The organism is Dictyobacter formicarum, assembly GCF_016587435.1.
The window spans coordinates 16,486-41,654 of sequence record NZ_BNJJ01000006.1 but is presented as its reverse complement, the minus strand read 5'-3'; the positions used below and the strand labels follow the sequence as shown (position 1 = coordinate 41,654).

Sequence of the window (25,169 nt, the reverse complement as noted above, 5' to 3'; positions counted from 1 at the left end):
CCCAAACGTTGCTGCAAGCATATTGCTTGATGTATGCAAGAGCGTTTACAGCATCCTGCGATGTACAGACATAATAAACTGGAGAGCTCCATAACTACTTTTCCAGAGTAGCAGCGATGCAATATTGAGACGAAGAAAGAGACATATCATGGAAGTATTTGATGCAGTTCGCACTGCTCTGGCGGTCCGTCAATTTCAAGATAAGCCGGTCCCTGAACCAATTGTTCATCAAATCGTCGAAGCGGGGCACTTGACCGCGAGTAGTATGAACGGGCAACCCTGGCATTTCATCGTCGTAGAGAACAAGGAGACCCTGAGTCAACTTGCTCCACTTGCCAGGACAGGGCCCTATATTGCGCAGGCCCCCCTGGCGATTGTTGTTGGCATGGAGTACAGCCCATTTGCAATTTCCGATGCGAGTCGGGCCATTCAATCCATGATACTGACAGCATGGGCACAAGGCATTGGCTCAAACTGGGTAGGTTTCGATAATCTCAAACAAATTAATCCCCTCTTAGGTATTCCTGACGAGATCGAAATCCTTGCAGTTCTTCCGTTTGGTTACCCAGCCCAGGCTATCGGCAAAGGCCGGAAGAAGCGGAAGCCATTGCATGAGGTCGCTCATCGCGAACGCTGGGACCAGCCCTTTGCATAGGTGGGTCTCTGAGTAACGACATAGCGTTGAGGAACTTCAAAGAGATATCTCTGCTCTTCGAAGTTCCTCTGTGAATTCATTAGCTGGACAGATTATAGTTCTGTTTGTTTCTCTTGAGACGCAACTGCACCATTCTCATCTCTTGAGCGGCTACTTTGGGCATTTCTATCCGCTTGAAGAGACGCTTCTTGTCGCATCGGTCTCGGATCTGCTGTGCTTTGATGCGCAGGCCCAATTGCAATGGATCGCAGAACGCCTGGGGATCGATGGAGTAGTCATCACGCGTGTCGCAGGCAACATCATATATGGCGAAGGCGAGTGGGATCCACCAGGGAGATGGCGACCATTATTGACGCGTACCCGTTGCATCATTGAGCGCATGACAGCCGACGCATCTTCATAGAGAGATGGCTCGCGAATACGATCGTGCATGGCGAGCAAGGCGTCATAGACCTCTTGATGATGACCCTGTTGGTAGCGTTCATAAAAGTGAAGCATAGGTATCCTTGATCAGGTAAAAGAAACGTGACAAAAATTAATGACACCTTATTATGTACAACACACATATCATCTATTGTATCTCAAGCATTGACGAGCAGACGAATGCTCATCGTGCAAATGGACCGAGAACTATTTGTTTAATGTGATGTTGCTTTGGCGTGAACATGGTCAGTATTCTTGAGGTTATGTGATCTTCGATAGAAAGAGAACATCCTATGCTTTTGTATCTTCATCCCACGCGACGCGAGGCCATCACGGCCAGCGGAACGACGCTCATCCGCTGGTCGCTCACCACCAATCCAGCAACCATGCTGACTCAGGTTTCTACGGCCCCGGCAATCTTCTTTGAACACCTGTATGATCCAGGTGGCCGGATGCACACGTTTGGTGGGATTACCCGCACTCCAGATGGTGAATTCTTTGCATTACAGCAGCCCTGGCCGTTAGATTCTCACCCTCACAGTCCGTGTGTGATCGAATGGCGCCGTTGGGACAATCTCTCGCCCCCCCGAACTGCTACCGTTCCGAACACAGGATGCCCGATTAGGAGCATGGATTGCTCCCTCGATAGTCGCTGGCTTGTTCTGGACAATGATGAACATATTTTTCTCCTCGACTGGCACTCGGGCGAGGTGATCAGCCGCCACTTTGCTGGTGGCTATGCAACTAGCGGTCTCGCGTTTGATCCCACGTCTACCTTTGTGGCCGGATTATCGTTTGCTGATGGCGGTGGATGTCTGAAGCTCTGGCGACTCGATCCGGCGGAACGATTTGTGGCACGACCGGCCCGCGAGGAGTAGATCTCCCATACGTTCGTTCCGCAGGATGTGGTGAGCGGAAACATAGCGTTAACCCTGGTGCATGAGGACCTGGACCGGACGCACATTGCCTGGGCAAAGCGAGATCTCGCGGATACAGAGTGTCTCACAGTATTTAGCCCGGATAGTCGTATCGTAGTGTTCGCTCTCAGATCCTCCTATAGTGAATGCGGCATGGAACTGGTGGCTTACGAGGTGGTATCTGGCAGACGACGATAGTGTGCCCGCAGCGAAGAGGAACATTGGGGACCTGGCGTCTTCACTCCTGATGGCCGTAGCCTGGTGGTCCCTATGCAAGGAAACAAACTCTTCCTCTATCGCGTTGAGGACGGCGTGTTGATACAGCGCCTACCGTCAGAACTCGACGAACCTGTTCAGGCGCTGGCGTTCGATCACGATGGCCGGACGCTCTGGCTGGCTACAGAAGGCGCACTGGTCCAGCACCCAGGTTATACTCATGAGTGAGTTTCCCGTCAATAATGTATTTCCATTTTTGTGGATCTTCCGCCTATTGGAGCTTTATTCGCAGGCTGAACAGTACAAGGAGGAGAAACTGTGGCTAACAAAGAGCATGTGTATCTTTTTTTTCATTTGAAAAAGTGGGTCGATTGGCGTCGATCACATCCAGACGTTGTGCCAGACCTGAGCGCCATGGAATTTGATGATGATTTCATTCCTCATGTGATAGAGTATATCTCAGCTTTGGGGACTCTATCAAACGGGGGCAGGATCGAAGCGGTCAAGTCCAAGTGGGTTGGTAGCATCTCCCTGGATAAGGGTGGCCAAAAAGTCTTCTATGGCAAGACAAAAAAAGAGGTTACCGAGAAGCTTGTACAGTTTCGTCATGAGCAGCAGCAAGGTGTGCTAATCCCTACCTCACAGCAGGCCTTGGCGGAGTTTCTTCAGCTACAGGCCTTTTATGAACTGAAGTTGAATAGCGGGCTTTCTCCTACTACTGTGACAACTATTCATAACGTTCTACATAAAGCTTTGCAGAGCGCTGTAAAGTGGAACCTGGTCGCGAGGAATGTATGCAAATTAGTCTCGCCCCCTCGTAGAGAACGATTTGAAGTAAAGGTGCTTTCTCTTGAAGAGATACAGAAGTTGTTAAGCGTGGCCAGGGGACGTGATATAGAAGGGCTTTTGTGTCTCGCTGTAGCAACAGGGTTGAGGCGAGGTGAGTTGATGGGTCTCAAGTGGCAGGATATTGATCTTGTTGCTGGGACGCTCCAGGTAAAGCGTACGCTTTCACGTGTACCTAGCAAGATGGAAGGGCAAGGATACGTGGAGGCTGACACAAAAACAAAAAAGAGCCGGCGTAGTATTGTGATCGCGCCCTTTGCTATTGAGGCTTTGAAGCAACATCGTATACGCCAGCTGGAGGCAAAGCTGAAAGTCGGCTCCGCCTGGCAAGAAAACGGCTATGTGTTTTGTACCTCGATCGGTACGCATGTCAACCCAACACGCGATATTCTGGATCCATTTAAGGCGCTTTTGAAAGAGGCTGGTTTACCAGATGTGCGTTTCCACGATCTTCGCCATAGTTCTGCTACTCTGCTTTTGAGCGCTGGTATCCATCCAAAGGTGGTGCAGGAAGTTTTAGGCCATAGCAACATTAGTATCACGATGGATATTTATTCTCATGTGCTTCCTAATATGCAAAAGGATGCTATGAGTAGACTGGATGCATTGATTGATGAGAAGAAAGGAGAGGACGAGGCTTCCTCGGGAAAATAAATAGCCGTTGCGGCTGATCAAAAAGTCATGCGAGAATGCTTGTTATGTGCGAGGTAAACTGATATATTCGAGCGATATGCATTGTTCAACGTGCATGAGATATACGGAGGAAATCAGAATGAGGAACACAACAAACCCCTCAACCACCGACAATAAGAATGCGCCGACGCTGCGTCTAGTCTGGCCGCAGTGGCAAGGTGCAGGCGTAGAATCCGTTCACAAGTTTTTCTCGGAGGTTCCCTTTGAGGACGCTCGTAGAGGCTATGCAGTAGGGTCTGCCGTTCTCAATGCGGTGCTGCCAGCGCACAATGGACCGACCGCTTTCGTTCCGGTCTCTTCTGACGATCGTGGTCTAGGTAAGCAGGATGGGATCGAAGCGAAGGAGGCAGTGGTCGCGCAACTGGCCACAGCATTGGAGGTGATAGACCGCTACAGCCCTCAGCGTATCCTCACACTTGGCGGCGAGTGTTCGGTGAGCGTGGCGCCCTTCTCCTGGCTGGCCAAACGCTATGGCGACGATCTTGCGGTGCTCTGGATCGATTCGCATCCTGACGTCGGTACTCCCACCAGTCACTACCCCGGATACCATGCTATGGCAGTTGCAGTTCTTACTGGTCATGGAGATCCGGATGTGCTTCGCCTTCTGCCTGCCACCTTTGATCCAGGTCGAGTGGCTCTTGTCGGCCTGCATTCATGGGCCGAAGATGATTTTCCCAACATAGCTCGTTGGGGGATTAAATCGTTTCGTCCTGACGATCTTCACCATTCCAGTCAGCCGCTTCTCGATTGGCTCAAGGCATCAGGGTGCTCGCGTGTTGCCATCCATTTCGATGTCGATGTCGTAGATAGCAACGAGATCGTCTTTGGTCTTGGGGGAGAGCCTGACGGCCTGGCGAGCAACGAAGTGCGACGACTCGTCGCAGACGTGAGTGCCGTTGCTGATGTTGTTGGATTGACGATTGCAGAATTTATCCCGCGCCAGGTCATCCGACTCCAGCAGGTATTGCGCAACTTTCCCCTCATCTAAAACCCCTGGCGACGAGCAGGGTTGACGAGCGATTCACCTGGGACCTTGTTTTATGGCAAATCTTACGGCAGTTGCTAAAATTTTCCTTCTTTTTTCGGCATATCACTCTGTAATGTAGCAATTTCCAATGAGTTGCTACAGGGTTGCTACATTTTGGCGATTTAGCCGAAATATAAAAACCCCTCAGGCGGCTGTACATACGGCCTGAGGGGTCATCCTATAAAAAGGGGGTGCCGGTGGAGAGATTCGAACCCTGTTCGTGCTTTTTGCCCGTCCCAACTGGCTCTACAGCTGGCTTTACGCATTTCCTCTTGTTTTCTTGATGGGCTCCTGACAGGAGAGCTGACAGGGAACCTCGTTTACTGCTGTAGCGCGTCATTGAGCTTGTTCATCGCCTCCTCTTGCATCGTCGGGAGCACGTGCGAATAGATATCCATCGTGATGCTAATCTGGCTGTGCCCCAGGATCTCCTGGACGATCTTTGGGTGCACCTTCATGCCGAGGAGCATCGTCGCCGAGCTGTGCCGGAGATCGTGGAAGCGGATATCGGGCAACGCGGCCTCGGCCAGCAGGGACTTGAGCACCGCGAGGACGTCCCGCGTCGGGTTGAGGTGCGTCCCGATCGACGTGCAGAACACGTAATCGTGATCCTGCCAGTCCAGGCCTGCTTTGAGCTTTGCCTCCAACTGCCTGATCCGGTGCTGCTTCAGTACCTCGATGGTGAAGGGTGGGAGGACGATGCTCCTGCGCCCCTTCTCCGTTTTAGGTTCGGCCTCCTCGAATCCCTTGCCCGGAAGCTTGCTCGGGATCCTCGAAAGGATGCGGCGCACCTGCAGCACGCCCCTGTTCATGTCGATGTCCTGCCACTTGAGCCCGAGGAGCTCTCCCCGGCGCATGCCCGTCGCCAGTGCGAGAATGAAAAGCGCCTCCTGACGGTGTCCGTGGGCCACTGCCAGGAACTGGTGGATCTGCTGCATCGTGAGCGGCTGAATCTCAAAGCGCTTCCGCCTGGGTGGCGACACGAGGTCGCACGTATTGCGTCCGATCAAATTCCAGCGGACGGCGGTTTCCAGGGCTTTGTGCAGGACATTGTGAAAGCTAATGACAGTGGTGTTCGAAAGACCCTCCTCCAGTTTCTTCTTGTAAAATGATTGGATATGCTGCGGCGAGAGCTTTTGGAGTTGGTGATGTCCGATTCCTGGCACCAGATGAAGCCGTACAATTTCCTCATATCGCTCATACGTTCGAGAGCGGATGCTCTGCTTGTGCACGTCCTCTAGCCAGTGGGTGAGAAACTGTCCGACCTTTTGCTGTGGACCCGTGACGAGCATGCCTTTTTGCTGCTCATACAGGGCAACCTTCAGCTTTTCCTGGACTTCCTTCCGCGTTTTCCCGTAGAGGAACTTACTCTTTCCGCCTTCAACGGAGATCTCTGCAGTCCAGCGGCCATCTTTTCTCTTATAAATGGACCCTTCACCTCGTCCGCGTTTTGCAACCATAGGGGCACTCCTTTGTTATCAAGTGCCCGACTATCCATCTAGCAGACACCTGTATCGTATCATATTGAGCTTTCTCATTAAAGAAGAGGCGTACCTTTGGAGAAAAAATGAGCGGTAGGTAATTACATTCAAGTGTCTCTATTCGTATAGTCTAAAAACAGGGAGCTATTACTTCTACTGGGTTGCTGGGCCGATGCTGATAGAGAATATATATTCCTGGACGCAAGTGTGGCTGCGCAGTATCCTGAAGCCAGGTTTCCAGAAAATAGGACACTTACAGAGATGCGTTTTCCTGTTCTTTAATCCACTTCTGAAGAGAGTCGATGGAGATGCGTACGGCTCTCCCAAAGCGAATGACTGGAGGCCCTTGCTGCTGTGCAAGCAGCACATAGAGCTTGGCGCGAGAGATGCCGAGACTCCGAGCTGCCTGTGGAATAGTAAGGAGTAGTGGCTGGATCTCCTGTTGTTCATCTTCCTGCTGCATGGATGTGATCCTTTCGTGGCTATGATGATCGTATCGTATCTTTCAGGATGTTTGCTCCTCTATTGAGGAACGCGATCTCTTCCGATCATACTGTCTTGGATCTGGTAGCACTGGTGCAGGAGGCAGGTGGAGGTAGGGGGAGTGGAGGAGTAGGAAGAAAATTTATACAATAGGCCCTCTTTATGGTTACTATCCAGGGCGAAGAAGATGTTCAGCCCTCAGCCCTATTTCGTTATAGCTGTTTCATCATAAAAAATGGATGGCAGGTCACATGTATACGTATCCTGCCATCCAAAGAGGGGTGCGGCAAGTATTTTTGCGTGAGGCAGCTTCCAGGCACCGTCGCTCCTGACCTGGCTTCCTCCATGACACCTTGTCAATGATCTCGTCATCGCAACTGCCCTGAAAAAGGCTTGACACCCCCTTCTTTTTCTGTTATTTTATTAGTAACCATTGGTAACTAAAAATAACAAAGGTAAATTTATAGGAAGGAAAGAACGACGACTGCGAGATCAGCAAGAGCTCAGGCAGAGTATGTTGGAGGCGGCGCGCGCAATCGCTCTGGCCGAAGGGTGGAGTAATGTGACGATGCGCAAGATCGCCGATCGCATTGAGTACAGTCATGCCGCCATTTATGACTATTTTGAAAACAAAGATGTGCTTCTCTTAGAGCTTGTGCATGAGGGTTTTCGCCTGCTGGAGGCAGACCTGAAGCGAGCCCGAGCATAGGCTCATGATCCAGAGGAGGCGATGCGGCTCATTGCTCATGGCTATTTCGGATTCGCCTGGCGCTATCCTGAACTCTACCGCCTGATGTATGGTCTGGACGGCGTCACGTTCAGCATCTCCGAGCCCGAGAAAGAGGGACTACAAATAGAGGATGTGGTGGTACTGACTGTCAAAGAAGTGCTTGATTCTCATGGCTGGTCAACAGAGCACCTGGCCGATCAGGTGAATATCCTCTGGGGGATCGCTCATGGGCTGGTTGCTCTCACGCTGGCAGATCGCATTCGCGGCGGGCAGGCGCAGGCAACACAATTATTCGAACGGGCAGTTCAAGACATGCTGCTGGCCTGGAAACATGAGGCGGATACCGTTGTCCTACCTCCTCTTTCCAACACGTAGCCTCTCTCTAAGTTCGCTACGGATGTGACGGACCTGGGTGTAATTTACATTTTACTTACCAAAGGCCACAAAACAAACAAAGGTAAACAACACTATAGAGCGAGTAGATAGATATCTTGATACTCTATCCTTTGACACTTTTGCTGCACATTGTGGATGTGGTTGGCCTGTTTATCGCTATTAGCCTGGAGTTAGCCGTCGTGGCTCGCTTACAGGCGGCGAAGACGACCACCCAGGTCCATGAATGGCTCACACTCAGCCGCGTGATTGATCTGGTTTTGCCAGTCTCTGCTGTATTCATTTCCCGGGCCTAGTTGCGTTGGGCGTGGTTATCATGATGGTCTTGAAACTGGATTGGCTTGGTTCGGGGATGGTGATTGCTCTGGCCCTCATCGTAGGCCTCATCATTGCCTTCGTGTATAAAGGGTAGAGCATCAATTTTGCTAAAGACCTTTGTCAAGAACTCTTCACAGAGAAACAGTGAAAGAAAGAGGAAAAAGATGTTTTCAGAACAAGAGCTCGCGTTTTTGCGTACACAACCACTCGCCAGACTGGCAACGGTAGCCGTCACTGGTCAGCCTGATGCGGATGCGGTCGGATTCGCTTTTGAGAACGGGCGCTTCTATATTGGCGGGTATTTTCTCGAACGCACCCGCAAGTATAAACATATCGCCGCTGGACAGAGCAAGGTGTCGTTACTTATTGATGAACTACGCTCACTCGATCCCCTGGAGCCACGCTCGATCAAGCTTCATGGAGAGGCCGAGATTCTGCAACTTGAGGAGGGATTTCGGGGGCCTGGCACCTATATTGTGATTACGCCGAAGGTTTCCTGGAGTAGCGGTATTGAAGGGCCGGCTTTTCAGGATGGCAAGCCGGTCGTCAAAAAAATCACCTGGCAAGAATGATCTGGTTTTAAAGAATCTTTGAGGATAGGAAGTGTAGGAGGAGAAATAGTTCATGGCATTTGTGTGCAACGAGATTCAAAAAGACTGAACAGAAAAAGAGAAAGCAAAGGAGAAAGAACCTATGGCAACTATTCTTTCTAAAGAGCAGCTTCAGAATGGCTACCTGTTTCAAGGAAAGGACTATGGAGGTATACCTATTTCGTTTTTCTGGATGCAGCTCCCCCCTGATGAAGGACCCAAACTGCACTACCACCCGTATGACGAGATTTTTATCGTTCTGGAGGGTCGCGCCATGTTTACGGTGGGTGAAAGTACGGTAGAAGTCGCTGCTGGAAACGTCGTGATCGGGCCAGCCAATGTGCCTCACAAGTTCAGCAAGGCGGGCTCGGAGAGCTTAAGAATCGTCACGATCCATCCGAGTCCAAAGACCATCGGAACGCGAGTTGAAGACTGAGACGAGGAGGGTATCATGAACCTGTGAAGCATATATTGACACTGTGCAGCGTATTGTGGCAAGGGAAGCGAGGAAAAGTGAGCGAGAAAGCAGGCAGCATTCTCTCGACGCACTGCCACGATATGCTATGCAATGCAGAATTGCTGCCAAAGGATGCTTCACAGCATCATGTTACCCGATTGCCCTCGATCACAGCCTGGGAGCGTGAAACAGTGCCAGGATATGCTTCATGATTTTCAATCGTGCGGATACCCCTGACTTCAGGCAGGGGAGGAAGCACGCCTCCTTTTTTCAATGCAGTTCTTCAAGAATGCCCCCGAAGGGGAGGAGGAGAAATATGCGGTTTCACCTCCTGACCAGAGATGGCTGGCACCCTTTTCCGCACAAAGTCAAGTTTGCCTCGCCGATGATACCGGGCTGCATATCCGCTGAGCACTGCCTCGAACCCCGTCTGGCTGATTAACTCAGTGGTTATAGAGCTTGGGACTGGCAAGCATCCAAAGGTACGTTCTTGAACACTCCCGATATCGTAGCCCGATAGGGATTGCTCCCCCTGGCTGGGGCTGGTCAAGTCCGGGCTTGCAGAAGACGAGCAGAAGTCACTCCATCTGCAAGCCCACGCCTTTTAGGCGTGGGGTACTTGACACTGAGCGTCTGCATCTCCGCGTGACCTCAGGGATGTCAGCTTCCTGACAACGTGCCGGTTGTAACCGCTCCTGCGCGCTTGTAATTCACGATAATGATGCCACTTGGGGAGACCTGGCTATCCGTCACCTTGAACGCCGCTGGAATGGTGCCATCGACAAACAACCGTTTTCCACTGCCCAACGTCAGCGGGTAGATCTTGAGCCAGAACGCATCGACCAAATCATGCTTCATGAGCGTCTGAACGAGATTGGCACTTCCGTACACGTGCAAATCCGGCCCTTCCTGCTGCTTGAGTTGGCTGACTTTTTCCGCAAGGTCTCCGCCTAAAAACACGGAGGGCTGCCATTCGCTAGAAGTCATAGTATTCGAGGCAACGTATTTGGTCGCTGTACTGGCGCCCGGCCATATGTCGGTGTGCTTCGGCCAGTAGGGTTCCCAGATTTCAAAGGTTTTGCGCCCTAGCAACAGATCAAACGGCATACTCATCTGCGTATTCATGACGGACCCAATAACATCGTCGGAATATGGGGCTTGCCATCCGCCATACGCAAAGCCACCACTGGTATCTTCCTCTGGCGCGCCTCCGGCTTGTATGACACCATCAAGGGTAACGAATTCGAGGACAATAACTTTTCTCATAACCGCATTCCTTCACTATCTGGCGAATTTTGGTGCCGATCACGTGTGTTCATCGGTGTTTTCTTCCGTTTCTCTCCCTCTTGCATTCGGCATGACTGATGGAGAGCGGAGATGTTCTTGCACATTGTACGTCTATCTATTCTATTGGCGGAGCAAGAAAAAAACTTCTTGGATCTTGCTCACATCTTCGACCTGCTTCTTACTTGAGAAAGATCAGCCGATGTGCCTGATCTGACCTGACAGCAGTAGAGCATGGGTACTGACGGAAGTCGCTCTATGTCTACAAGTGCGGCTATAGTTATGGTGCCCCTGCCCCTCCCTTCTTACCATCGCTGCCCCTGTCCTGCCCCTCTTGCAACGCTATGGTAGCACCGTCTTGAATATATCAATGCTGGAGAAGTAGTTGGCCGCAGCACTCAAGAACTTCACCCTGGGATTAAAACGCGATTACGAGGTCGTGAAAGCGGGCTTCATGCTCGAATGGCCGCAAAGGGCTGTCGAAGGCCATGCCCATCGATTGAAGCTCATCAAGCGGCAATCGTATAGTCAGGCAAGCTTTCAAACCCTGCGCAAGCGAGTCCTGTGCTGCGCCTCGCCGCTTGTCGGAGAGAAGCTGGTGTCGCTTTTCGTGTGACGATGGAGAGACGATCCGTTGACAAATCTCCTCCATTCACGTACGTTACTCTGAAGCAGGTCTCTTTTCTCCAGACCGATGTTGAAAGGAAGGAACAGTTCATGACCCATCTCTATCTCATCCGCCACGGCGACTATATTGGGGAAGCTCATGGCAAACTGGTTGACCACGGCCTCTCGCCACTCGGGGTGAAGCAAGCCGAGTTGTTGCGCGATCGCCTGGCTGCGACCGGTGAGATCCAGGCGGATGTGTTGATCAGCAGCACGCTGCCGCGCGCACAGCACACGGCCGAAATCATCGCGCCCGCGCTGGGTCTGCCTGTGGTGTCAGATCCCGCATTTGAAGAGTGGCGCAATGAGGATGGCAGCTTGAGTGAGGAGCAATTTCTTACCATGTGGAAAGAAGTGCCACGCGAGCAGCGTCCGTATTTTCGCTGGCTGCCCACTGGCGAGAACTGGGTGGAATTCAATCTGCGTGCCACCTCAGCACTCCAGCGCGTGATGCACGAATACGCGGGGAAGACGATGGTACTGGTCTGTCATGGCGGCATTGTCCAGGCCAGCTTCACGTACTTCTTTGGCATGACGATCCACCATCTGCAACGCGCTGACATTAATACGGACTTTACCGCGATCACGCATTGGCAGGTATTTGCACGAGAAGAGGGGTGGCAGCCCAACTTTCTGCTCGAGCGCTACAATGATCGGCATCACCTGGAGGGGGTCGATCTGTCTGTATCTGTTGAAAAACTTGATCTTCAATCAGCAAATTGATTTGCCATCTCTTCACGCAATTCCCACATCTCGCTTTTTCCCCCTGATGTAGAGGAGTCAATGCGCCTGCGCAAATGCAATCTTTGACGTGCTCCTTCCACCACTACCTCCAGGCCAAGATAGTCGTCATGGGGTAGTGGTGGGCATTCATACCAAAAACTACGCTCTTTCCCATCGATCTGGAGCATGCGCTCCTCACCAAGTGTGTGACGACCATTTGCCCAACCTAACCAGAAGCCATAGACTGCCGTAAGTGTGACTACCATTCCACTACAATTTTCGATTTCAGTGAAATTTTGATATGGTGGGAGATCACGCCCCTCGCTTACCTCGTCAATTAGCTCGTATTGGGTAATTCCTTTCTCTGCAAGCAGATCACAAATAAGTTGTTGTCGTCCCGTTGAAACCAGTGCGTAGCGTAGCCTGTAATATCCATGATCTAATTCCAAATTATAATCTATCGCATCCGCGAACACTTTCCCAACGGAAATATTTGCATTCTCAGAAGCGTGCTCGTGTTGCTGAAGGATTGTCTCGTCGCTTGCCTCAAACCATCCACCATGAGATTGATTGTACCGATTTGTGAATGGATAGAACAGGTAGCGTTTTTCGTCAAACCAGGGGAATCTCAATCCGTAGGAAGTCAGGCCACAATGCGCAAGAAAAGTCAAAATTCTTTGGAAGCATGGGAAGTCGTCTGTTGGGATTGGCTGAGATTGCTCTGCCATCAGGCCCCCCTTTTGTTTACAGAGAATATGGCGAGAAAGCCCCGTCCATTTATGGCGGGAATGAATCGCCATCATGGCTGGAACGTGAGGAAACAAACGAAGGGATTTCTTCTCTAGAACTTGCGTTCTTCTCCACATTCTGATAGAATAGCGGTCATTCGATTGGCACAGGTATGGCGATGGAGAAGGAATGAGGATGAAGAAAATAACGACTGACTCGCGAAAGCAGCAGAAACGGCCAGCGACCCCGACCTTCCTGCTCGAATTGCCGCTGGTTGTCGATGCCGGGCAAGCCGCTCGCCTGCGTGCCCACCTGGAAGCGGCCCGCCAACTCTACAATGCCATCCTCTCCGAGGGACAGAAGCGGCTCCGACGCCTACGGGCCGACCCCGCCTGGCACCAGGCCCGCGCCCTGCCGCGCACCCACAAGACCGAACGCGCAGCTGCCTTCTCCACGGTGCGCAAAGCTCATGGCTTCACGGAGGCCGCCCTGCATGAGGCCGTCAAAGGGCTGCGCGTCGGTTGGATTGCTGAGCACATCGAGGCGGTGCTGGCCCAAACCCTAGCCACCCGCGCCTACCACGCCCTCAATCGTGTTTGTCTGGGTCAGGCCAGGCGCGTGCGCTTTAAGAGCCGAGGACGCGGCTTCTCCAGCATCGAGAACAAGCGCAACGACACCGGCCTGCGCTTTGTCCTGCAGCTACCCGAGGAGGGGAACACTGGGCATCTGCTCTGGAATCGGGATCAGCTGCCTGCTCTCATCGATTGGGAGGATGAGGTGGTGGCCTACGGGCTGCGGCACCGCATCAAGTACGCCCGCCTCGTCCAACGTCCCGCCAGCAGCCCCAGGGCTGCCGGAGCCGATGCGCAGGGATATCGCTACGTTGTCCAACTTGCCCTGGAGGGGACGCCCCATCACAAGCCCAAACACCCCATCGGCCAGGGCATCGTGGGCGGCGATCTGGGACCCTCGACTCTGGCGCTGGTGCCCCAACAGGGGGAGGCAAGCCTGCAGGTCTTCTGCGCGGAACTAGCGCCCGATGCGCGCGCCATGCGCCGCTTGCAGCGGCAGATGGAGCGGCAGCGGCGCGCCGGCAATCCGGAGCACTATGACGAGCAGGGACGCATCAAGAAGCAAGGCGCTAGGCAGCGACGCTGGAAGCAGAGCAAACGCTACCAGGCCACGCGGCGGCGCAAGGCGGCCAAAGAGCGCAAACTGGCGGCCCACCGCAAGAGCCTGCACGGACGGCTCGTGCACCAGGTGTGCGCGCAGGGCGACACGATCATCATCGAAAAGATCTCCTACAAGGCGTGGCAACGTCAGTATGGCAAAAGCGTGGGATTGCGAGCCCCAGGGATGTTTGTGGATCAGTTGAGACGCACCGTTGCAAGCACGGGCGGCATCCTGGTGGAGGTTCCCACACGCACAACAGCGCTGAGCCAATGGTGCCACGGCTGTGGCCGCAAGGTCAAGAAGCCGCTCTCTCAGCGCTGGCATCATTGCCCCTGCGGTGTAGGTCCGGTCCAGCGCGACCTGTATTCGGCCTTTCTCGCGGCCTATCTCGATCCAGTCGATCCTACTCCCTCGTGTGCCCGATACCAGCCGTATTGGGAGGGTGCGGAGGCGCGCCTGCGGGCAGCACACGAGTGTCTCATGCAACGTGCGAAAGAGGGGCAGGTCTTGCCCCGAAGCTTTGGCATTCCTAGAGCCGGAGCGCGTCTGCCCCAAAGTCCAGGGGAACCCCCACTAGAACCCGCCGTGCTGCGATCGCATGCGCGGCGGGAAGCGTGGGCCTCTCCCCTGGAACCCCCGCCGCTTTAGCGCGGGGAGCTTCAGTGATGTTCATGAAAACTCTACCAGAAGTTCCATGAACTTGCAAGAATTCAGCTTTCCCAGGGGCAGGGCAATTGCATCTAAAAAAGCTCGTGCCTGCGACTTCTACAACCAGCCAGTTGCAGAAGTCGCAGACACGAGGGGGCAGTACCGCCTACACGTACCCCAGGATGCGGTCAACCTTTACGCACAAAACCACACGCGGATCGCCACGATAGCGCGAGGAGGAGCCATACTTTTCTGCCAGGGTATTGTAAAAGGCTCCAGTGGGATCTTCCTCGACCTTATCAACCACCCCACGAAACTCGGCATACGTGTACGGGTCATCGGGGTCAGTAATCGTGATAGCCACACGCGGATCACGCTTGATATTCTGGTATTTCTGACGTTCAGTGGTATGGGTAAACTTGATGTATTCCTCATCCCACAAAAACCACATCACTGATGAATTTGGCTCTCCCTTAGCGCCAATTGTTGCAAGATGCGCGAACGCTTTCGAGTTGAGGATCTTCTGAACTTTGGGATTATTCAAATCGGCCATGCAAATAACCTCTCGACATTACTTTGGTTGAAAGGCGTGATCACCTTTCAGGTAATAGAACCCCATAATCCGTATAGTTTATTCCTCTCATTGCTCTGTAAACTTTTAGGGCTTCTTTTATTGCTTCCCATTTAGATGCACTTGTCCAGAGTGCTTTCCCAGGGCAAGCGCATCTAATGAACCCCATCAAGAACGCGCAGAAGATAGGAGTGGTTCCAGCCGGCTTTAAGCCGCTTGGCATAGACGCCAACACGGGAGGACTTCTCTTGGCGCAAGAGATTCAATCTGATGTGGCGTAAGACGGCCAGATTTTCGTTCGAGATCTCGCAGGTTGGGCTTTTCCGTATTGTTCAATCATCGAGCACACGGTTGGCTGCTCGTGCAACCGAGTTCGATGTTTTGTAAGCGTACGCCATTCCAGCTATCTGCTGCTTATAGTCAACGTTTGTCGTGTGCTGTTGCGGTGAGACGGTTGGTATCCAGGCAGCAATGGGCTGGCCTTGCCGCAGTTTGTGCCATTCGATCAATAAACGACGGGTCGCTTCGGCTCGGCTAAGCCCTCCCCATTCGTAACGATAGGCATCAAGTGCGTGTAGCGCCTCATGATCTCTGGGCAGGCTGGTACTCCAATATACCTCATCTGAATTTCGCATTTAATGCATCTCCCAGCGATCTTCATCAAGGACCTGTGCAAGATCTGCATAGCCACAGATGTTTGCATCTTGTGGATCTGGAATAGTGATGATGTGACAGTCCTGGAGGATTGCGCGAACAATCTTTTCGAAGTAGTACGCACCACCGCCACCAAGATACATGGTATCGAATTGTGATCCTGGTGGAGCCTCTTCAACATTCCAGGCTCCGGCAAGAAATGACGAGAGTGGTCGTGCCAGTCGTTGGATGGACTGTTCAATCGTGGCCGTGATATGCTCGGTGGTCAGATGTCCACTGGCTATCCTGATGGGAGGGTACGGCTGCTGATGTGCATATGCCTGCAGGAGGGCATGCGCTTTCTCGGTGGTGATTTTGCGACGATGTTCTAATCCCATCTGTTGGAGATCTTCTACCAGCTGTCCTACCCCAAATTGATCACCTTTACAGAGACGCCCGATCAGGCGCTGCCCAGAAGCTGCGATCAGGTCGGTTGTCCGTTCACCGATATCGATAACTGCCTGCTCACTCGTTTCATCCCCATGATGGATGAGAATGCCTTGTCCTTCCATGGCGACATATCCACACCGGACAATGATCTCTCGTTCCCGCCCATTAAAGGTAACGTGGTACGTTTGCGAAAGAGCATGACGAACGAGTTGCCGCCGTTCCCGATTATAGAGACTGACTGGGAGCGCTGTGACCAGGCGAAGTTCAAAGCAGCGTTCGGGAATAAGGATACAGGCCAGACAGAGGAGCAACATCTGCGCATGATCTGACCAATAGCGTCGTTCATCATTGAAGGCATTGTCACGGTAGGTGCCGTGAGCAAGCAGGTTGCCGAGAAAGTAGGTCCGATCCTGCCAGGACAGGACATAATCACCTGGTTGGAGGACCGAGGAGAGTGTGGCATCAGTATCCCCACTTTTGAGCAGGAGTGAAATGTCTCCATCGGCGAGAAAGCTTGGAAGCGTGACAAGATCCTGGCCCATGGGAAGACCGTCACCTGGGATAACTTTGAGGCCAGAGATGCCAGACCCAACCTCAAAGCCTGCATAGTAGCGTGGATAGGTAGACGATTGCATGTGTGCATCCTTTCTCACATCATCTGCACTCATTGAAGTGCGTGATGAAATCGGTGCTCTGGTGTGCCCTCACTATTTTCGTTGTACGTAAATGTGTATATATGTGTCAAATACCACCGTCTGTACTGAATAAATCAGGACATTTTGTGTTTCTACTCTACCTCATGTACCGGGGGAGCGAAGGGGGAGGGTGGTGTAGGGTAGGGGCAGGTAGGGAGACCACTACAGCCGCACTTGTTAACCCAACCGGAAGAGACGAGATAGGCCAGAAAAAAAGCTTCATCGCTCTCAATTTCCAGATGTGACATTCTGTAAGGGCCAATCCCAAACGCAGAAGACTCCATCTGAAAGGAGAGAAACATGAAGCCGTCTGACCATACCATACCACAGTCAACCAGGACCACACTGACAGATGTCGTGCAATGGAACCAGGAATTAGAGCACGTACATACCCGCATTGCTCCTCGTTTTGCCCGGCCTGAACCCTGTCTTCGCGTGCTTGCCTATCTGCACGGTCTGCTCAGCGAGATCCCGCGCAAAAATGGCTGGCAGATTGCCGAGCATGCCAGGGAAGCGCGTCCTGATGGGATGCAGCGTTTGCTGACCAGCACCGTTTGGGATGCCAATCTGGTACGCGACGATCTGCGTGCCTATGTCCTGGAACGCTTCGGTGACGTTCGAGCGATCCTGGCCATTGACGAGACCAGCTTTCCCAAACGAGGACGCAAGTCCGTAGGAGTCAAGCGTCAGTATTGTGGGACAGCCAAACGGCTCCAGAACTGCCAGGTCGGCGTTTTTGTCTCCTACATTGGGGCGCAAGGACACACCTTACTGGATCGTGAGCTCTACATTCCCAAATGCTGGTTCGAGGATCCTGAACGCTGCCGTGAAGCGGGGATTCCGGAAACGACTCATTTCCAGACCAAATGTGAGTTAGCCAGACGGATGCTTGAGCGGGTTGACCAGACGCAGATCCCCGTTGCCTGGGTAGTCGCTGATACAGTCTATGGAAGTAATCAGGATCTGCGCACCTGGCTCTTTCTCCATCACTACAACTATGTGCTGGCGGTGACGTGCGATGAACCTGTAGAAATCATGACCCCACAGGGACGCCAGCGCATGACGGTGGCACAAGCCCAGACGCGCTTTCTGCACGCACACGATTGGCAGTGCCTCTCGATGGGTGAAGGAACCAAAGGGCCACGTTGGTTCGACTGGGTCGTTTTGCCCATACTGTATCGATGTGAGGAGGATCAGGAGCACTGGTTGCTCATTCGCCGCCATCCGACCGACTCCACCGACCAAAGGTATTACGTTGTCTTCGGACCAGAGGGAACACCCCTTCCCGTGATGGTGAACGTCATTGGAGCAAGGTGGGGGATCGAAGAGGATTTTCAAACAGGCAAAGATCTAGGGCTTGATCAGTATGAGGTACGCACCTGGACCGCCTGGTATCGACATATCACGCTCGTGATGCTTGCTCTTGCCTTTTTGACGGGTCTGTGTGCACAGGATCAAACGACCAGGGCAGCAGGGCTGGATAACCCGCAACAAGAGATCTCCCAACATCCATTGACGAGACCTGAGGTGTGTCACCTGCTTGCGCAACTGATCTGGCCTGCTCCTCACAATGTCCCTTTGCTGCTCGCTTGGTCCTGGTGGCGAAGATGCCACCAGAGTCGAGCAAGCTATTATCATACCAGACGGCGTCTCAAGGCAGGGTAAGCCTCCTGTCCTCTTGCTCACTCCCGTTCCTGGTTCGTGTGCGCATCTGTATCCGCTGTCGATTCTGGGGAAAAATCCCAGGGAATCTTCTCAGGGATTTTTCCCCGGGATTTCTCAGGGAATCTTCCCAGTGCTGTTTTCTCGCCTGAAAGGAGAACTGATGATGACAACCTTTCCGTTGTTGACGTGCTGTGAAATGCTCAGCATTGATCCTAAGACGTTACGAAACTGGCTACGACAAGCCAATATGTCACTGCAGATTCATCCCGCAGACCGGCGTGTCAAATGCCTAAGCATGGAGCAAGTCCAGCATCTGGCTGCCCTGCACAGTCGCGCCCTCAAGTCAAACCGAACTGACACATCATCTGTGAGCGAGCCCCTTCCCTTCCCAGAGGAGGTCGCACGGCTCAAGCAGATGGCTCATTTGGAAGCACAAGTGGCTGCGTTGCAACAACAGCTTGTTCAACTGCGTCATCTTCCTCCTCCGGTCACGTTTCCAGCTCCTGTCCAGCAGGAGGATGGGCAAGCAGCCTGCCAGAAGGTGAGCGTGGATGGCACACCTGATGCAGGATGTCATCGCAGCTGGACTCCTCTTCCTGCTGAAAGCCGACGCCGCCGGGTCCTGCCTCTGATCGAATACGGGGCAGCCGACACCTATGTGATCGTGTGCCCGCAGCAAGGAGAACTGCCGCTTGCTCCGGATTCTCCTGAGTGGTTTGCCTGGTTAGCTTCCCTCTCATCCTTTCGTTTTATCGGGAAGTCTGGGCGTTTGAGTGCGTGCCGAGGATATGATCAGGGGCCAAAGCGGACCTGGTATGCCTATCGCACAATCCATCAGCAGGACTACAAACAGTATCTGGGCACCACGGATCATCTGACGATCTCGTGTCTGGAACAGATGGCGGCAAAACTCCAATCGTACGCAGAGTAGTGCTCCTTCACTGAGCCATTCTACGTTCCTGCTGCTCTCTGCCTTCACACAAGTGCGGCTGTAGTGAAGAACCACCACAGCCGCACTTGTTTAACCAACCAGAAAAAAAGCTTCATCTTCTAGATGTGGCATTCTGTAAAGGCCAATCCTAAACAAAGGAGGAATCAAAGACTTCCTTGCCAGATTCAGCGTTCATCAGGTACACTTGTCGTATGAACAAGCAATTCAGGCGCTGGAATCTGGAGACAACAGAGATTTGGCAGATCACGCACTCCACACTCCATTGGTGGCAAGAGCAAGGCCGTCCTCTCGTTGGTGCATTCATCGAGGGATCGGTTGCCCAACACGGAAAACTCTTGCCTGGGAGCGACATCGATCTGTGTATAGTTACTCCTGACGATCCTGATCCGACATGGTTTGAGGAGCGAGTTGTCAGCCCTTACACCATAGAAATCTATCCCCTCGCGCAAAGCACATTCGACGACCTGGATTGGGTCTTGGCACAACCAGCCCTTCCATTTAACCTCTGTGAAGGAATCGTGCTCTCTGATTCTCTTCACCTGCTTGCGAACGTGCAAGCCCGCCTCACGCCTCATCTGTGTCTGCAACGATTTCAGCGAAAGAGGCTTGTTACCTGTTTCGGCCAGGCTCAGGAAGCGTACCATCAGGCTGATGTGGCGCTGGAAGCTTCCAATCTCGCGCAAGCCCGTTTGCAGATCACAATTGGATTATGGAACACGATTGGGATGGTCTGTGCCTTCCTGTGTCGTTGTCCAACCAACCGACGTGGTTTTGTCCTCCTCTGGCAGTGCGCCTCTCAGTGGCAACGACCAGACGTGATTGAGAAGGCAACCCAGGCGTTAGGAGGGACGCAGTTGACCTGGCAAGAGTTAGAGGTGCTTACAGATCAGGCAGCACTGATGAAAGAGCGTGCTCGTGAGAGTATTCTCTCGCTGAGGGATAGTGCAGAGGCGATGCAGGCGGTCTGGCCGCTGTTATGCACTGTCATATGGGAGGGATCGGCAGCTCACCGAGCCCTGCAAGCGCAGCAACAGGTGCTCGCTGCACTGCATTACGAGACGCAAACACAGATTGCACAACGTTATCATGCCGCGAGTGATCTGACGCAGTCTGTATGGGATATTAGTTCATCGCTTTCCCAAACTTCTTGAGAGAGAAAGATGTTCATGCCCGGCATCTCACAAGGTTGATTTGAAGGTGAGCGTTGTTTGTGAGAGCGCAGCTGATACCCACAGTGGTTACACGTTGTTTTCTTCAGCAAACAACAACAAGATAGAATGATGTTTAGCTTTTTGCTGGACTGGTCCATGGAAATGGTGTACTTGTACACGTTCCATGTGTACATTTTGCCTGGGGACATAGATATCCTGTATTTGTCCACGAAAAGGCGTACGATGTACCGAACAAATCGGTACAGCCTGGTTGAGGATTGAGAAAAACGGGCTGACGAGCATCATCGTGAGAAATATAATCCCCAATGGCCTCCTTTTTTCGCTTGTGAAGAAGAAAAGTGTATGCGTTTTTTTTATCTGCATGGTTATGCCAGCTGCTATCTACGACGACACAGATAGTTGTCCTCTAACTTCATACATGGCGGTTTAGCGCCATGATGCATGCCAAAAAGGATCAAGAATCTGCTTCCTACAGAGATGAATACAAAACTGGCACTGCACATACCTTGGCGAGACTTCTTTTTCACCATATCGAGGCGGAACATGAGATAGCGACTGTTCTGGCAAATAGCTATGATGTATGACAAAATTTGAACAGGCCGACAACATTGTCGGTGAACGTAGCCGTATCAAAGGAATCAGGAGAAGATACATGCCACACGTACGACCGTTTCGCTTTGGCATCATTACCGATGGAGCCCCTACCCGTGAAGAATGGATCACACAGGCACGAGAGGCCGAAGATCTGGGCTACTCTACCCTCTTGCAGCCAGATCACTTTACCAGTGAGTTTTTCCCTGTGGCCTCCCTCATGGCAGCCGCAGACGCGACAAAAAACCTGAGAATTGGTACACTAGTCTATAACAACGATCTTCGTCACCCGGTCCTTCTCGCCAAAGAGGTGGCGGCGCTGGATATGCTCTCCGGTGGACGTTTTGAACTGGGCATTGGAGCGGGCTGGAATCGACCGGAATACGACCAGGTTGGTGTGCCCTTTGAACGTGCCGGACTCCGCATTGAACGCCTGGAAGAATCCTTACAGGTTCTGAAACAAAGCTTCAGCGATGAACCCGTCAATTTCACTGGCAAACACTATAGCGTGACCGATCTCAACGTGACGCCAAAACCCATTCAGCGTCCTCATCCGCCGATCGTCATGGGTGGTGGTGGCAAAAAACTTCTGAGCCTGGCCGCACGCGAAGCCAATAGTATTGGTCTGCACATCAAAGTGAATGATAATGGCACCGTTGATGCCACAGAAAATATTGAGGATACCCTGGCCGAAAAAGTCGGGTGGATTCGCGAGGCCGCGGGCGAGCGTTTTTCGTCCATCGAGTTGAATATGCTTATCTCTGGCTTCGCCCTGGCACACAATCAGCAGGAGGCTGCGGAACACTATATCCGCGAAAGAGAACTGACTGATGCCACAGTTGAGCAGGTGCTTGCCAATCCGTACGTCATGCTCGGAACCACCGAACAAATGGTCGAGCGTATCCAACTCTGGCGTGAGCGCCTGGGTGTCTCCTATCTTGTTATCCGCGCCGAGTATATGCGCGCCTTTGCGCCGGTTGTGACCCAACTGGCAGGGAAATAAACGGGCAGAAATAGTGGAATTGGGCGCCCACCTTGCCCAATATGTAGGAGGAAGGGCCAAAGAGATTGCCCGCGTACACGACAACGATGTTGTGACGCGCGGCCTCTCTTACCCGTTAGGATCTTTCGCCTTTGCCTCTTTCTACCGTTCTCCTGCCCCTCTCCTCTCCCACCAGGTTTGATACGCTCTCAGTGTAACTATCTGGCTTATTACTCCTTCTCTTGTGGAGTAGGCCATACATAGGAGCAAGCTGTACAACTGCTACAGCTGTACGATGTGGAGTTTCCCGTCCACCTTTGTGCGCAATTCGCTCCTGCTTTTGTCTGTGTCGTGCGCAGAGAAAAGAGTGTGTTGAGCTAGCTTTGGCAGAGAAACAGGGACCAGGAGGCTGCTGTACTGACAACACGATGCATCTCTTCACATACAGGTGTGTGAGGGCCAGGGTGCACCGGATCAGTTCCACCTCCAACCTTTTTCGATCGTTTCCTGTCGTGCGTTTTCCTGTAGCATTGATCTCGCTGTGCTTCTCTACCGCTCAGGAGAGGAGAGATGTTCCTCAATTTTTGTGGATATAAACAGCTTCGCTACCAGATGAAGTGTTTCGGGGCACCCGCATACGGCACCTGAGTGATGGCAAGACCTCGCAGAATTCCTTACCCTGATGATTGTCCTCGTGGTGCGAAACCGTGTACCTGGCGCTGTAGGTTAACTATTGTTGTGAAAGAAGGAGTCGAGCCGATGGGAAGTCGACCCAGCATCATCTATGAAACGCAGTTGCTCCTGGATAGTTTGATGGCGATCGGTCAGAGTCGCTATCAGGCCAAGCAAGAGCTGCGCCGACGCGTGCCTGAACTATGTTGGCCAGTGGTGACGGAGCAGATCTATTCCTATGGGACGCGCAAGACCTATCAGCAGCAGACCTTTGCGTTTGTCAATTGGGCCCGAGCCAACCACGGTATTAAGCGCCTGGCGCAGCTCTATGAGCGACTCGATGAACTGGTCTGCTGTTACCTGAGAGAGCAGATCACGGCCCAGAAGAGTCCCTATACGCTGGCGACGCAGCGATCGGCATTGCGCAAGGTGTTCGGCAATCACCAGCTGGCATCTGAGGTAGTGCTCCCATCACGCGCCCAAAAAAGCATTACACGTTCACGTGGACCGGTCAAGCAAGACGCGCACTTTCAGCCGACGCGTTGGCCTGACCTGATCCTGTTTGCGCGCGCCACCGGATTGCGGCGCGCCGAACTGCGTGATCTTCTCGTCAAGGAGGTGTGCTGCACAGAGTCCGGCGCGATCGAGGTTTTTGTCAGAAATGGGAAAGGCGGCAAAGCCAGAACGGTGCCGGTTCTTGCTGACTACGCAGATGCGATCAAGGCCCTGGTTCAGGGAAGAGACCCGGATGAGCACGTCTTTGAGCACATTCCGAAGGCCATGGATGTCCAGAGCTATCGGCGCGCGTCAGCACAGCAACGCTACCTGTCGCATGCCCCGGATCGCACGTTACCACCCGCAGGCAAACGACTCCAACCGACGGACTACGACATTACGGCAACGCATCAGGTCTCGCGTGCTCTGGGCCATGAGCGCACGGATGTCGTGTTGAATCATTATCTCAGATGATTGCGTGTGAGCCTGATAGTGTCTGGTTGCTTGCGACCCATGTGATGCACAACGCGGCTGATCCTGGGCATGAAACGTAAATTGGACTCCTAATGTGCATGGAGGTGGTTAGGTATGCATGCTGATTTGTTCCCATCATATGTTTTTCTTGATTGAGCTTATGATATCTCACCCATCTTCATATTTTGTTGCTATTTTATTCTGGTGGCATATCTAGAAATGACTGCAACACGAAGCGTATACTTTATTGCTATGATTAAACCTGTAGGAATGAAGCGTACTCTGATCTTGCTAGGGGAGAGTTATATGTCATGCGTAGTGAACGAGAATATATGGAGCTCGCATTCAGAGCCGACACAATTGGTCCATCTGGGGATGATGAGCTCGAACGATCGTTTCGCCATTGGGTTTCTCGTTGGGGGAGGTTGACTGTTCCAACATTGCAGCGCATCGTTGTTCAGACACAGGATGAGAGAGAGAAGCGTATTGCGCTTGCTGCAATTGGATATACCGAGAGTGAGGAAGCACTTCCTCTTCTCAGATTCTACTTACACCATGGCTCACTGGAAGAGCGGTTTATGAGCGCTTGGAGTTTGTGGGATAATCATCGTGAACTTGCTTTTTCGGTGCTGTCTCAGCTCTTACAAGTTGATCTTCTTTCTGAGCAATTTGCTTCTTTAGATCACTTTTGGATTCTGGATAAATATGGTTGTGTTGTGCACGTTTTTGGTCAGTGGCGGGATCCGCGCGTTGTTGTGATAGTAAGGCAAGCTCTCAGGTATGCGTGCAGGATGTACCAGCAGTCCATTGAACAGAGATTGCCGCCTGGTGATGTTGAGTTATTTGATGATTACCTCTGCTTACTTGCTTATATATTAGGGAAACATCATGCCTTGGATGTTCTCACTGACCTCGATATCGACGATGATATGAGAACAAAACTCCTTGTTTTACTGATTCTTGGGCACCTTCAAGAACAAACAAACGCTTCTCTCTCAAATGCGTCGAGGGATGTATGTTGGAATCGTACTCATCCCACAAGATCCTCGGTGATTTCTGCGCTTGAAAAGCACTTTGGTTTGCAAGAGGCTGAATGTGAGCGCTACCTCCATCTGTTTTGCTTGAAAATGAGATTAATACCAACAGGCCCAGATGATGAAAGACACAAATTAGTTGGAGAGGATGGTGATTTTCCCTTTTAGTGGTATCAGGCTGGGAACATGTTTATTATGCCTTGGTTATGTGATAGATAGCAAAGGAGCGTTTCTTCTATCGCTATTATAGGCAAGTGAGCGAGGCTTGGCTATCAAAACTCTTCTCTGACTGCTCATCATCACTCTAATGACACTATTGATCTGTGAAAAT

30 protein-coding genes and 1 pseudogene are annotated in these 25,169 nt (G+C 52.3%); 21 read left to right on the top strand and 10 right to left on the bottom strand.

Translation table 11 applies throughout. The features are described 5' to 3' along the window. The first annotated feature begins 148 nt into the window (after positions 1-148). The 3 genes from JMI88_RS11755 to JMI88_RS11745 all read left to right on the top strand — a co-directional run bounded on the left by JMI88_RS11755 (position 149) and on the right by JMI88_RS11745 (position 1,956). Positions 149-655 carry a nitroreductase family protein gene (locus JMI88_RS11755; protein WP_201362024.1) on the top strand — a complete coding sequence of 169 codons (507 nt, stop codon included), beginning with the start codon at positions 149-151 and terminating at the stop codon, positions 653-655. 70 nt (positions 656-725) lie between these two features. Continuing rightward, on the top strand, positions 726-1,058 hold the full coding sequence (locus tag JMI88_RS11750; RefSeq protein WP_201362023.1) for a hypothetical protein: 333 nt from the start codon (positions 726-728) through the stop codon (positions 1,056-1,058). 313 nt (positions 1,059-1,371) lie between these two features. Continuing rightward, complete coding sequence (locus JMI88_RS11745; protein ID WP_201362022.1) at positions 1,372-1,956, top strand: WD40 repeat domain-containing protein; 585 nt, start codon at positions 1,372-1,374, stop codon at positions 1,954-1,956. A 48-nt stretch (positions 1,957-2,004) separates the two neighbouring features. Here the strand turns inward: JMI88_RS11745 and JMI88_RS11740 are convergent, their stop codons facing one another. Further along, positions 2,005-2,271 carry a hypothetical protein gene (locus tag JMI88_RS11740; RefSeq protein WP_201362021.1) on the bottom strand — a complete coding sequence of 89 codons (267 nt, stop codon included), beginning with the start codon at positions 2,269-2,271 and terminating at the stop codon, positions 2,005-2,007. Here JMI88_RS11740 and JMI88_RS11735 point away from each other — a divergent pair. The 3 genes from JMI88_RS11735 to JMI88_RS11725 all read left to right on the top strand — a co-directional run bounded on the left by JMI88_RS11735 (position 2,266) and on the right by JMI88_RS11725 (position 4,738). Then, positions 2,266-2,439, top strand: a complete 174-nt coding sequence (locus JMI88_RS11735) for a hypothetical protein (protein ID WP_201362020.1) — start codon at positions 2,266-2,268, stop codon at positions 2,437-2,439. The genes JMI88_RS11740 and JMI88_RS11735 overlap by 6 nt on opposite strands. 90 nt (positions 2,440-2,529) lie before the next feature. Beyond that, entirely contained in the window at positions 2,530-3,711 is a 1,182-nt protein-coding gene (locus JMI88_RS11730) for a tyrosine-type recombinase/integrase (protein WP_201362019.1), read from the top strand. 118 nt (positions 3,712-3,829) lie between these two features. Next, entirely contained in the window at positions 3,830-4,738 is a 909-nt protein-coding gene (locus JMI88_RS11725; protein WP_201362018.1) for an arginase family protein, read from the top strand. A 359-nt stretch (positions 4,739-5,097) separates the two neighbouring features. On the opposite strand, the gene JMI88_RS11720 is transcribed toward JMI88_RS11725, so the two are convergent. Next, positions 5,098-6,237, bottom strand: coding sequence for a tyrosine-type recombinase/integrase (locus tag JMI88_RS11720; protein ID WP_201362017.1), 1,140 nt, complete (start codon positions 6,235-6,237; stop codon positions 5,098-5,100). A 274-nt stretch (positions 6,238-6,511) separates the two neighbouring features. After that, positions 6,512-6,721, bottom strand: a complete 210-nt coding sequence (locus JMI88_RS11715) for a helix-turn-helix transcriptional regulator (protein ID WP_201362016.1) — start codon at positions 6,719-6,721, stop codon at positions 6,512-6,514. A gap of 534 nt (positions 6,722-7,255) precedes the next feature. Between JMI88_RS11715 and JMI88_RS39375 the strand changes: the two genes are divergently transcribed. From JMI88_RS39375 to JMI88_RS11690, 6 genes are all read left to right on the top strand, one after another. Further along, positions 7,256-7,450, top strand: a complete 195-nt coding sequence (locus tag JMI88_RS39375; RefSeq protein WP_236022907.1) for a helix-turn-helix domain-containing protein — start codon at positions 7,256-7,258, stop codon at positions 7,448-7,450. 21 nt (positions 7,451-7,471) lie between these two features. After that, entirely contained in the window at positions 7,472-7,846 is a 375-nt protein-coding gene (locus JMI88_RS39370; protein ID WP_236022906.1) for a TetR-like C-terminal domain-containing protein, read from the top strand. 116 nt (positions 7,847-7,962) lie between these two features. Continuing rightward, positions 7,963-8,160 carry a hypothetical protein gene (locus tag JMI88_RS39365; protein ID WP_236022905.1) on the top strand — a complete coding sequence of 66 codons (198 nt, stop codon included), beginning with the start codon at positions 7,963-7,965 and terminating at the stop codon, positions 8,158-8,160. 186 nt (positions 8,161-8,346) lie between these two features. Continuing rightward, complete coding sequence (locus tag JMI88_RS11700) at positions 8,347-8,754, top strand: PPOX class F420-dependent oxidoreductase (RefSeq protein WP_201362015.1); 408 nt, start codon at positions 8,347-8,349, stop codon at positions 8,752-8,754. Positions 8,755-8,875: 121 nt separating this feature from the next. Continuing rightward, positions 8,876-9,208 carry a cupin domain-containing protein gene (locus tag JMI88_RS11695; RefSeq protein WP_201362014.1) on the top strand — a complete coding sequence of 111 codons (333 nt, stop codon included), beginning with the start codon at positions 8,876-8,878 and terminating at the stop codon, positions 9,206-9,208. A gap of 77 nt (positions 9,209-9,285) precedes the next feature. Further along, a complete protein-coding gene (locus tag JMI88_RS11690) occupies positions 9,286-9,441 on the top strand; it encodes a hypothetical protein (protein ID WP_201362013.1) in 156 nt (51 codons plus the stop codon). 448 nt (positions 9,442-9,889) lie between these two features. Here the strand turns inward: JMI88_RS11690 and JMI88_RS11685 are convergent, their stop codons facing one another. Continuing rightward, positions 9,890-10,495 carry a dihydrofolate reductase family protein gene (locus JMI88_RS11685; RefSeq protein WP_201362012.1) on the bottom strand — a complete coding sequence of 202 codons (606 nt, stop codon included), beginning with the start codon at positions 10,493-10,495 and terminating at the stop codon, positions 9,890-9,892. A gap of 403 nt (positions 10,496-10,898) precedes the next feature. Between JMI88_RS11685 and JMI88_RS11680 the strand changes: the two genes are divergently transcribed. Both JMI88_RS11680 and JMI88_RS11675 read left to right on the top strand, forming a co-directional pair. Beyond that, on the top strand, positions 10,899-11,129 hold the full coding sequence (locus tag JMI88_RS11680) for a transposase (protein WP_201362011.1): 231 nt from the start codon (positions 10,899-10,901) through the stop codon (positions 11,127-11,129). Positions 11,130-11,230: 101 nt separating this feature from the next. Next, positions 11,231-11,902 carry a histidine phosphatase family protein gene (locus JMI88_RS11675; RefSeq protein ID WP_201362010.1) on the top strand — a complete coding sequence of 224 codons (672 nt, stop codon included), beginning with the start codon at positions 11,231-11,233 and terminating at the stop codon, positions 11,900-11,902. On the opposite strand, the gene JMI88_RS11670 is transcribed toward JMI88_RS11675, so the two are convergent. After that, positions 11,887-12,630 carry a hypothetical protein gene (locus tag JMI88_RS11670; protein ID WP_201362009.1) on the bottom strand — a complete coding sequence of 248 codons (744 nt, stop codon included), beginning with the start codon at positions 12,628-12,630 and terminating at the stop codon, positions 11,887-11,889. The genes JMI88_RS11675 and JMI88_RS11670 overlap by 16 nt on opposite strands. A gap of 196 nt (positions 12,631-12,826) precedes the next feature. On the opposite strand from JMI88_RS11670, the gene JMI88_RS11665 reads away from it, so the two are divergent. Beyond that, positions 12,827-14,452 carry a transposase gene (locus tag JMI88_RS11665; RefSeq protein WP_236022904.1) on the top strand — a complete coding sequence of 542 codons (1,626 nt, stop codon included), beginning with the start codon at positions 12,827-12,829 and terminating at the stop codon, positions 14,450-14,452. A gap of 166 nt (positions 14,453-14,618) precedes the next feature. Here JMI88_RS11665 and JMI88_RS11660 read toward each other — a convergent pair whose 3' ends face one another. The 4 genes and pseudogenes from JMI88_RS11660 to JMI88_RS11650 all read right to left on the bottom strand — a co-directional run bounded on the left by JMI88_RS11660 (position 14,619) and on the right by JMI88_RS11650 (position 16,741). Continuing rightward, positions 14,619-15,005 carry a PPOX class F420-dependent oxidoreductase gene (locus JMI88_RS11660; protein ID WP_201362007.1) on the bottom strand — a complete coding sequence of 129 codons (387 nt, stop codon included), beginning with the start codon at positions 15,003-15,005 and terminating at the stop codon, positions 14,619-14,621. A 173-nt stretch (positions 15,006-15,178) separates the two neighbouring features. Further along, a pseudogene (locus tag JMI88_RS39360) lies at positions 15,179-15,316 on the bottom strand (ISAs1 family transposase); the annotation flags it as partial. Positions 15,317-15,355: 39 nt separating this feature from the next. After that, positions 15,356-15,658: a hypothetical protein gene (locus tag JMI88_RS11655; RefSeq protein WP_201362006.1), complete on the bottom strand. Its 303-nt coding sequence runs from the start codon at positions 15,656-15,658 to the stop codon at positions 15,356-15,358. Further along, on the bottom strand, positions 15,659-16,741 hold the full coding sequence (locus JMI88_RS11650; RefSeq protein ID WP_201362005.1) for a ParM/StbA family protein: 1,083 nt from the start codon (positions 16,739-16,741) through the stop codon (positions 15,659-15,661). A gap of 360 nt (positions 16,742-17,101) precedes the next feature. Here JMI88_RS11650 and JMI88_RS11645 point away from each other — a divergent pair, with 360 nt between their 5' ends. The 3 genes from JMI88_RS11645 to JMI88_RS11635 all read left to right on the top strand — a co-directional run bounded on the left by JMI88_RS11645 (position 17,102) and on the right by JMI88_RS11635 (position 20,569). Next, positions 17,102-18,466, top strand: a complete 1,365-nt coding sequence (locus JMI88_RS11645; RefSeq protein WP_201362004.1) for an IS701 family transposase — start codon at positions 17,102-17,104, stop codon at positions 18,464-18,466. A 160-nt stretch (positions 18,467-18,626) separates the two neighbouring features. After that, positions 18,627-19,397: a hypothetical protein gene (locus JMI88_RS11640; RefSeq protein ID WP_201362003.1), complete on the top strand. Its 771-nt coding sequence runs from the start codon at positions 18,627-18,629 to the stop codon at positions 19,395-19,397. 212 nt (positions 19,398-19,609) lie between these two features. Further along, positions 19,610-20,569: a nucleotidyltransferase domain-containing protein gene (locus JMI88_RS11635; RefSeq protein ID WP_201362002.1), complete on the top strand. Its 960-nt coding sequence runs from the start codon at positions 19,610-19,612 to the stop codon at positions 20,567-20,569. Positions 20,570-20,656: 87 nt separating this feature from the next. On the opposite strand, the gene JMI88_RS11630 is transcribed toward JMI88_RS11635, so the two are convergent. Then, positions 20,657-20,896: a hypothetical protein gene (locus tag JMI88_RS11630; RefSeq protein ID WP_201362001.1), complete on the bottom strand. Its 240-nt coding sequence runs from the start codon at positions 20,894-20,896 to the stop codon at positions 20,657-20,659. A 346-nt stretch (positions 20,897-21,242) separates the two neighbouring features. On the opposite strand from JMI88_RS11630, the gene JMI88_RS11625 reads away from it, so the two are divergent. From JMI88_RS11625 to JMI88_RS11615, 3 genes are all read left to right on the top strand, one after another. After that, positions 21,243-22,184 carry a TIGR03621 family F420-dependent LLM class oxidoreductase gene (locus tag JMI88_RS11625; RefSeq protein ID WP_201362000.1) on the top strand — a complete coding sequence of 314 codons (942 nt, stop codon included), beginning with the start codon at positions 21,243-21,245 and terminating at the stop codon, positions 22,182-22,184. Between the two features lie 738 nt (positions 22,185-22,922). Beyond that, the gene (locus JMI88_RS11620; protein ID WP_201361999.1) at positions 22,923-23,804 is read left to right on the top strand and encodes a tyrosine-type recombinase/integrase; all 882 of its coding nucleotides are present in this window, start codon (positions 22,923-22,925) and stop codon (positions 23,802-23,804) included. A 311-nt stretch (positions 23,805-24,115) separates the two neighbouring features. Then, positions 24,116-25,006, top strand: coding sequence for a HEAT repeat domain-containing protein (locus JMI88_RS11615; protein ID WP_201361998.1), 891 nt, complete (start codon positions 24,116-24,118; stop codon positions 25,004-25,006). Positions 25,007-25,169: the final 163 nt, after the last annotated feature.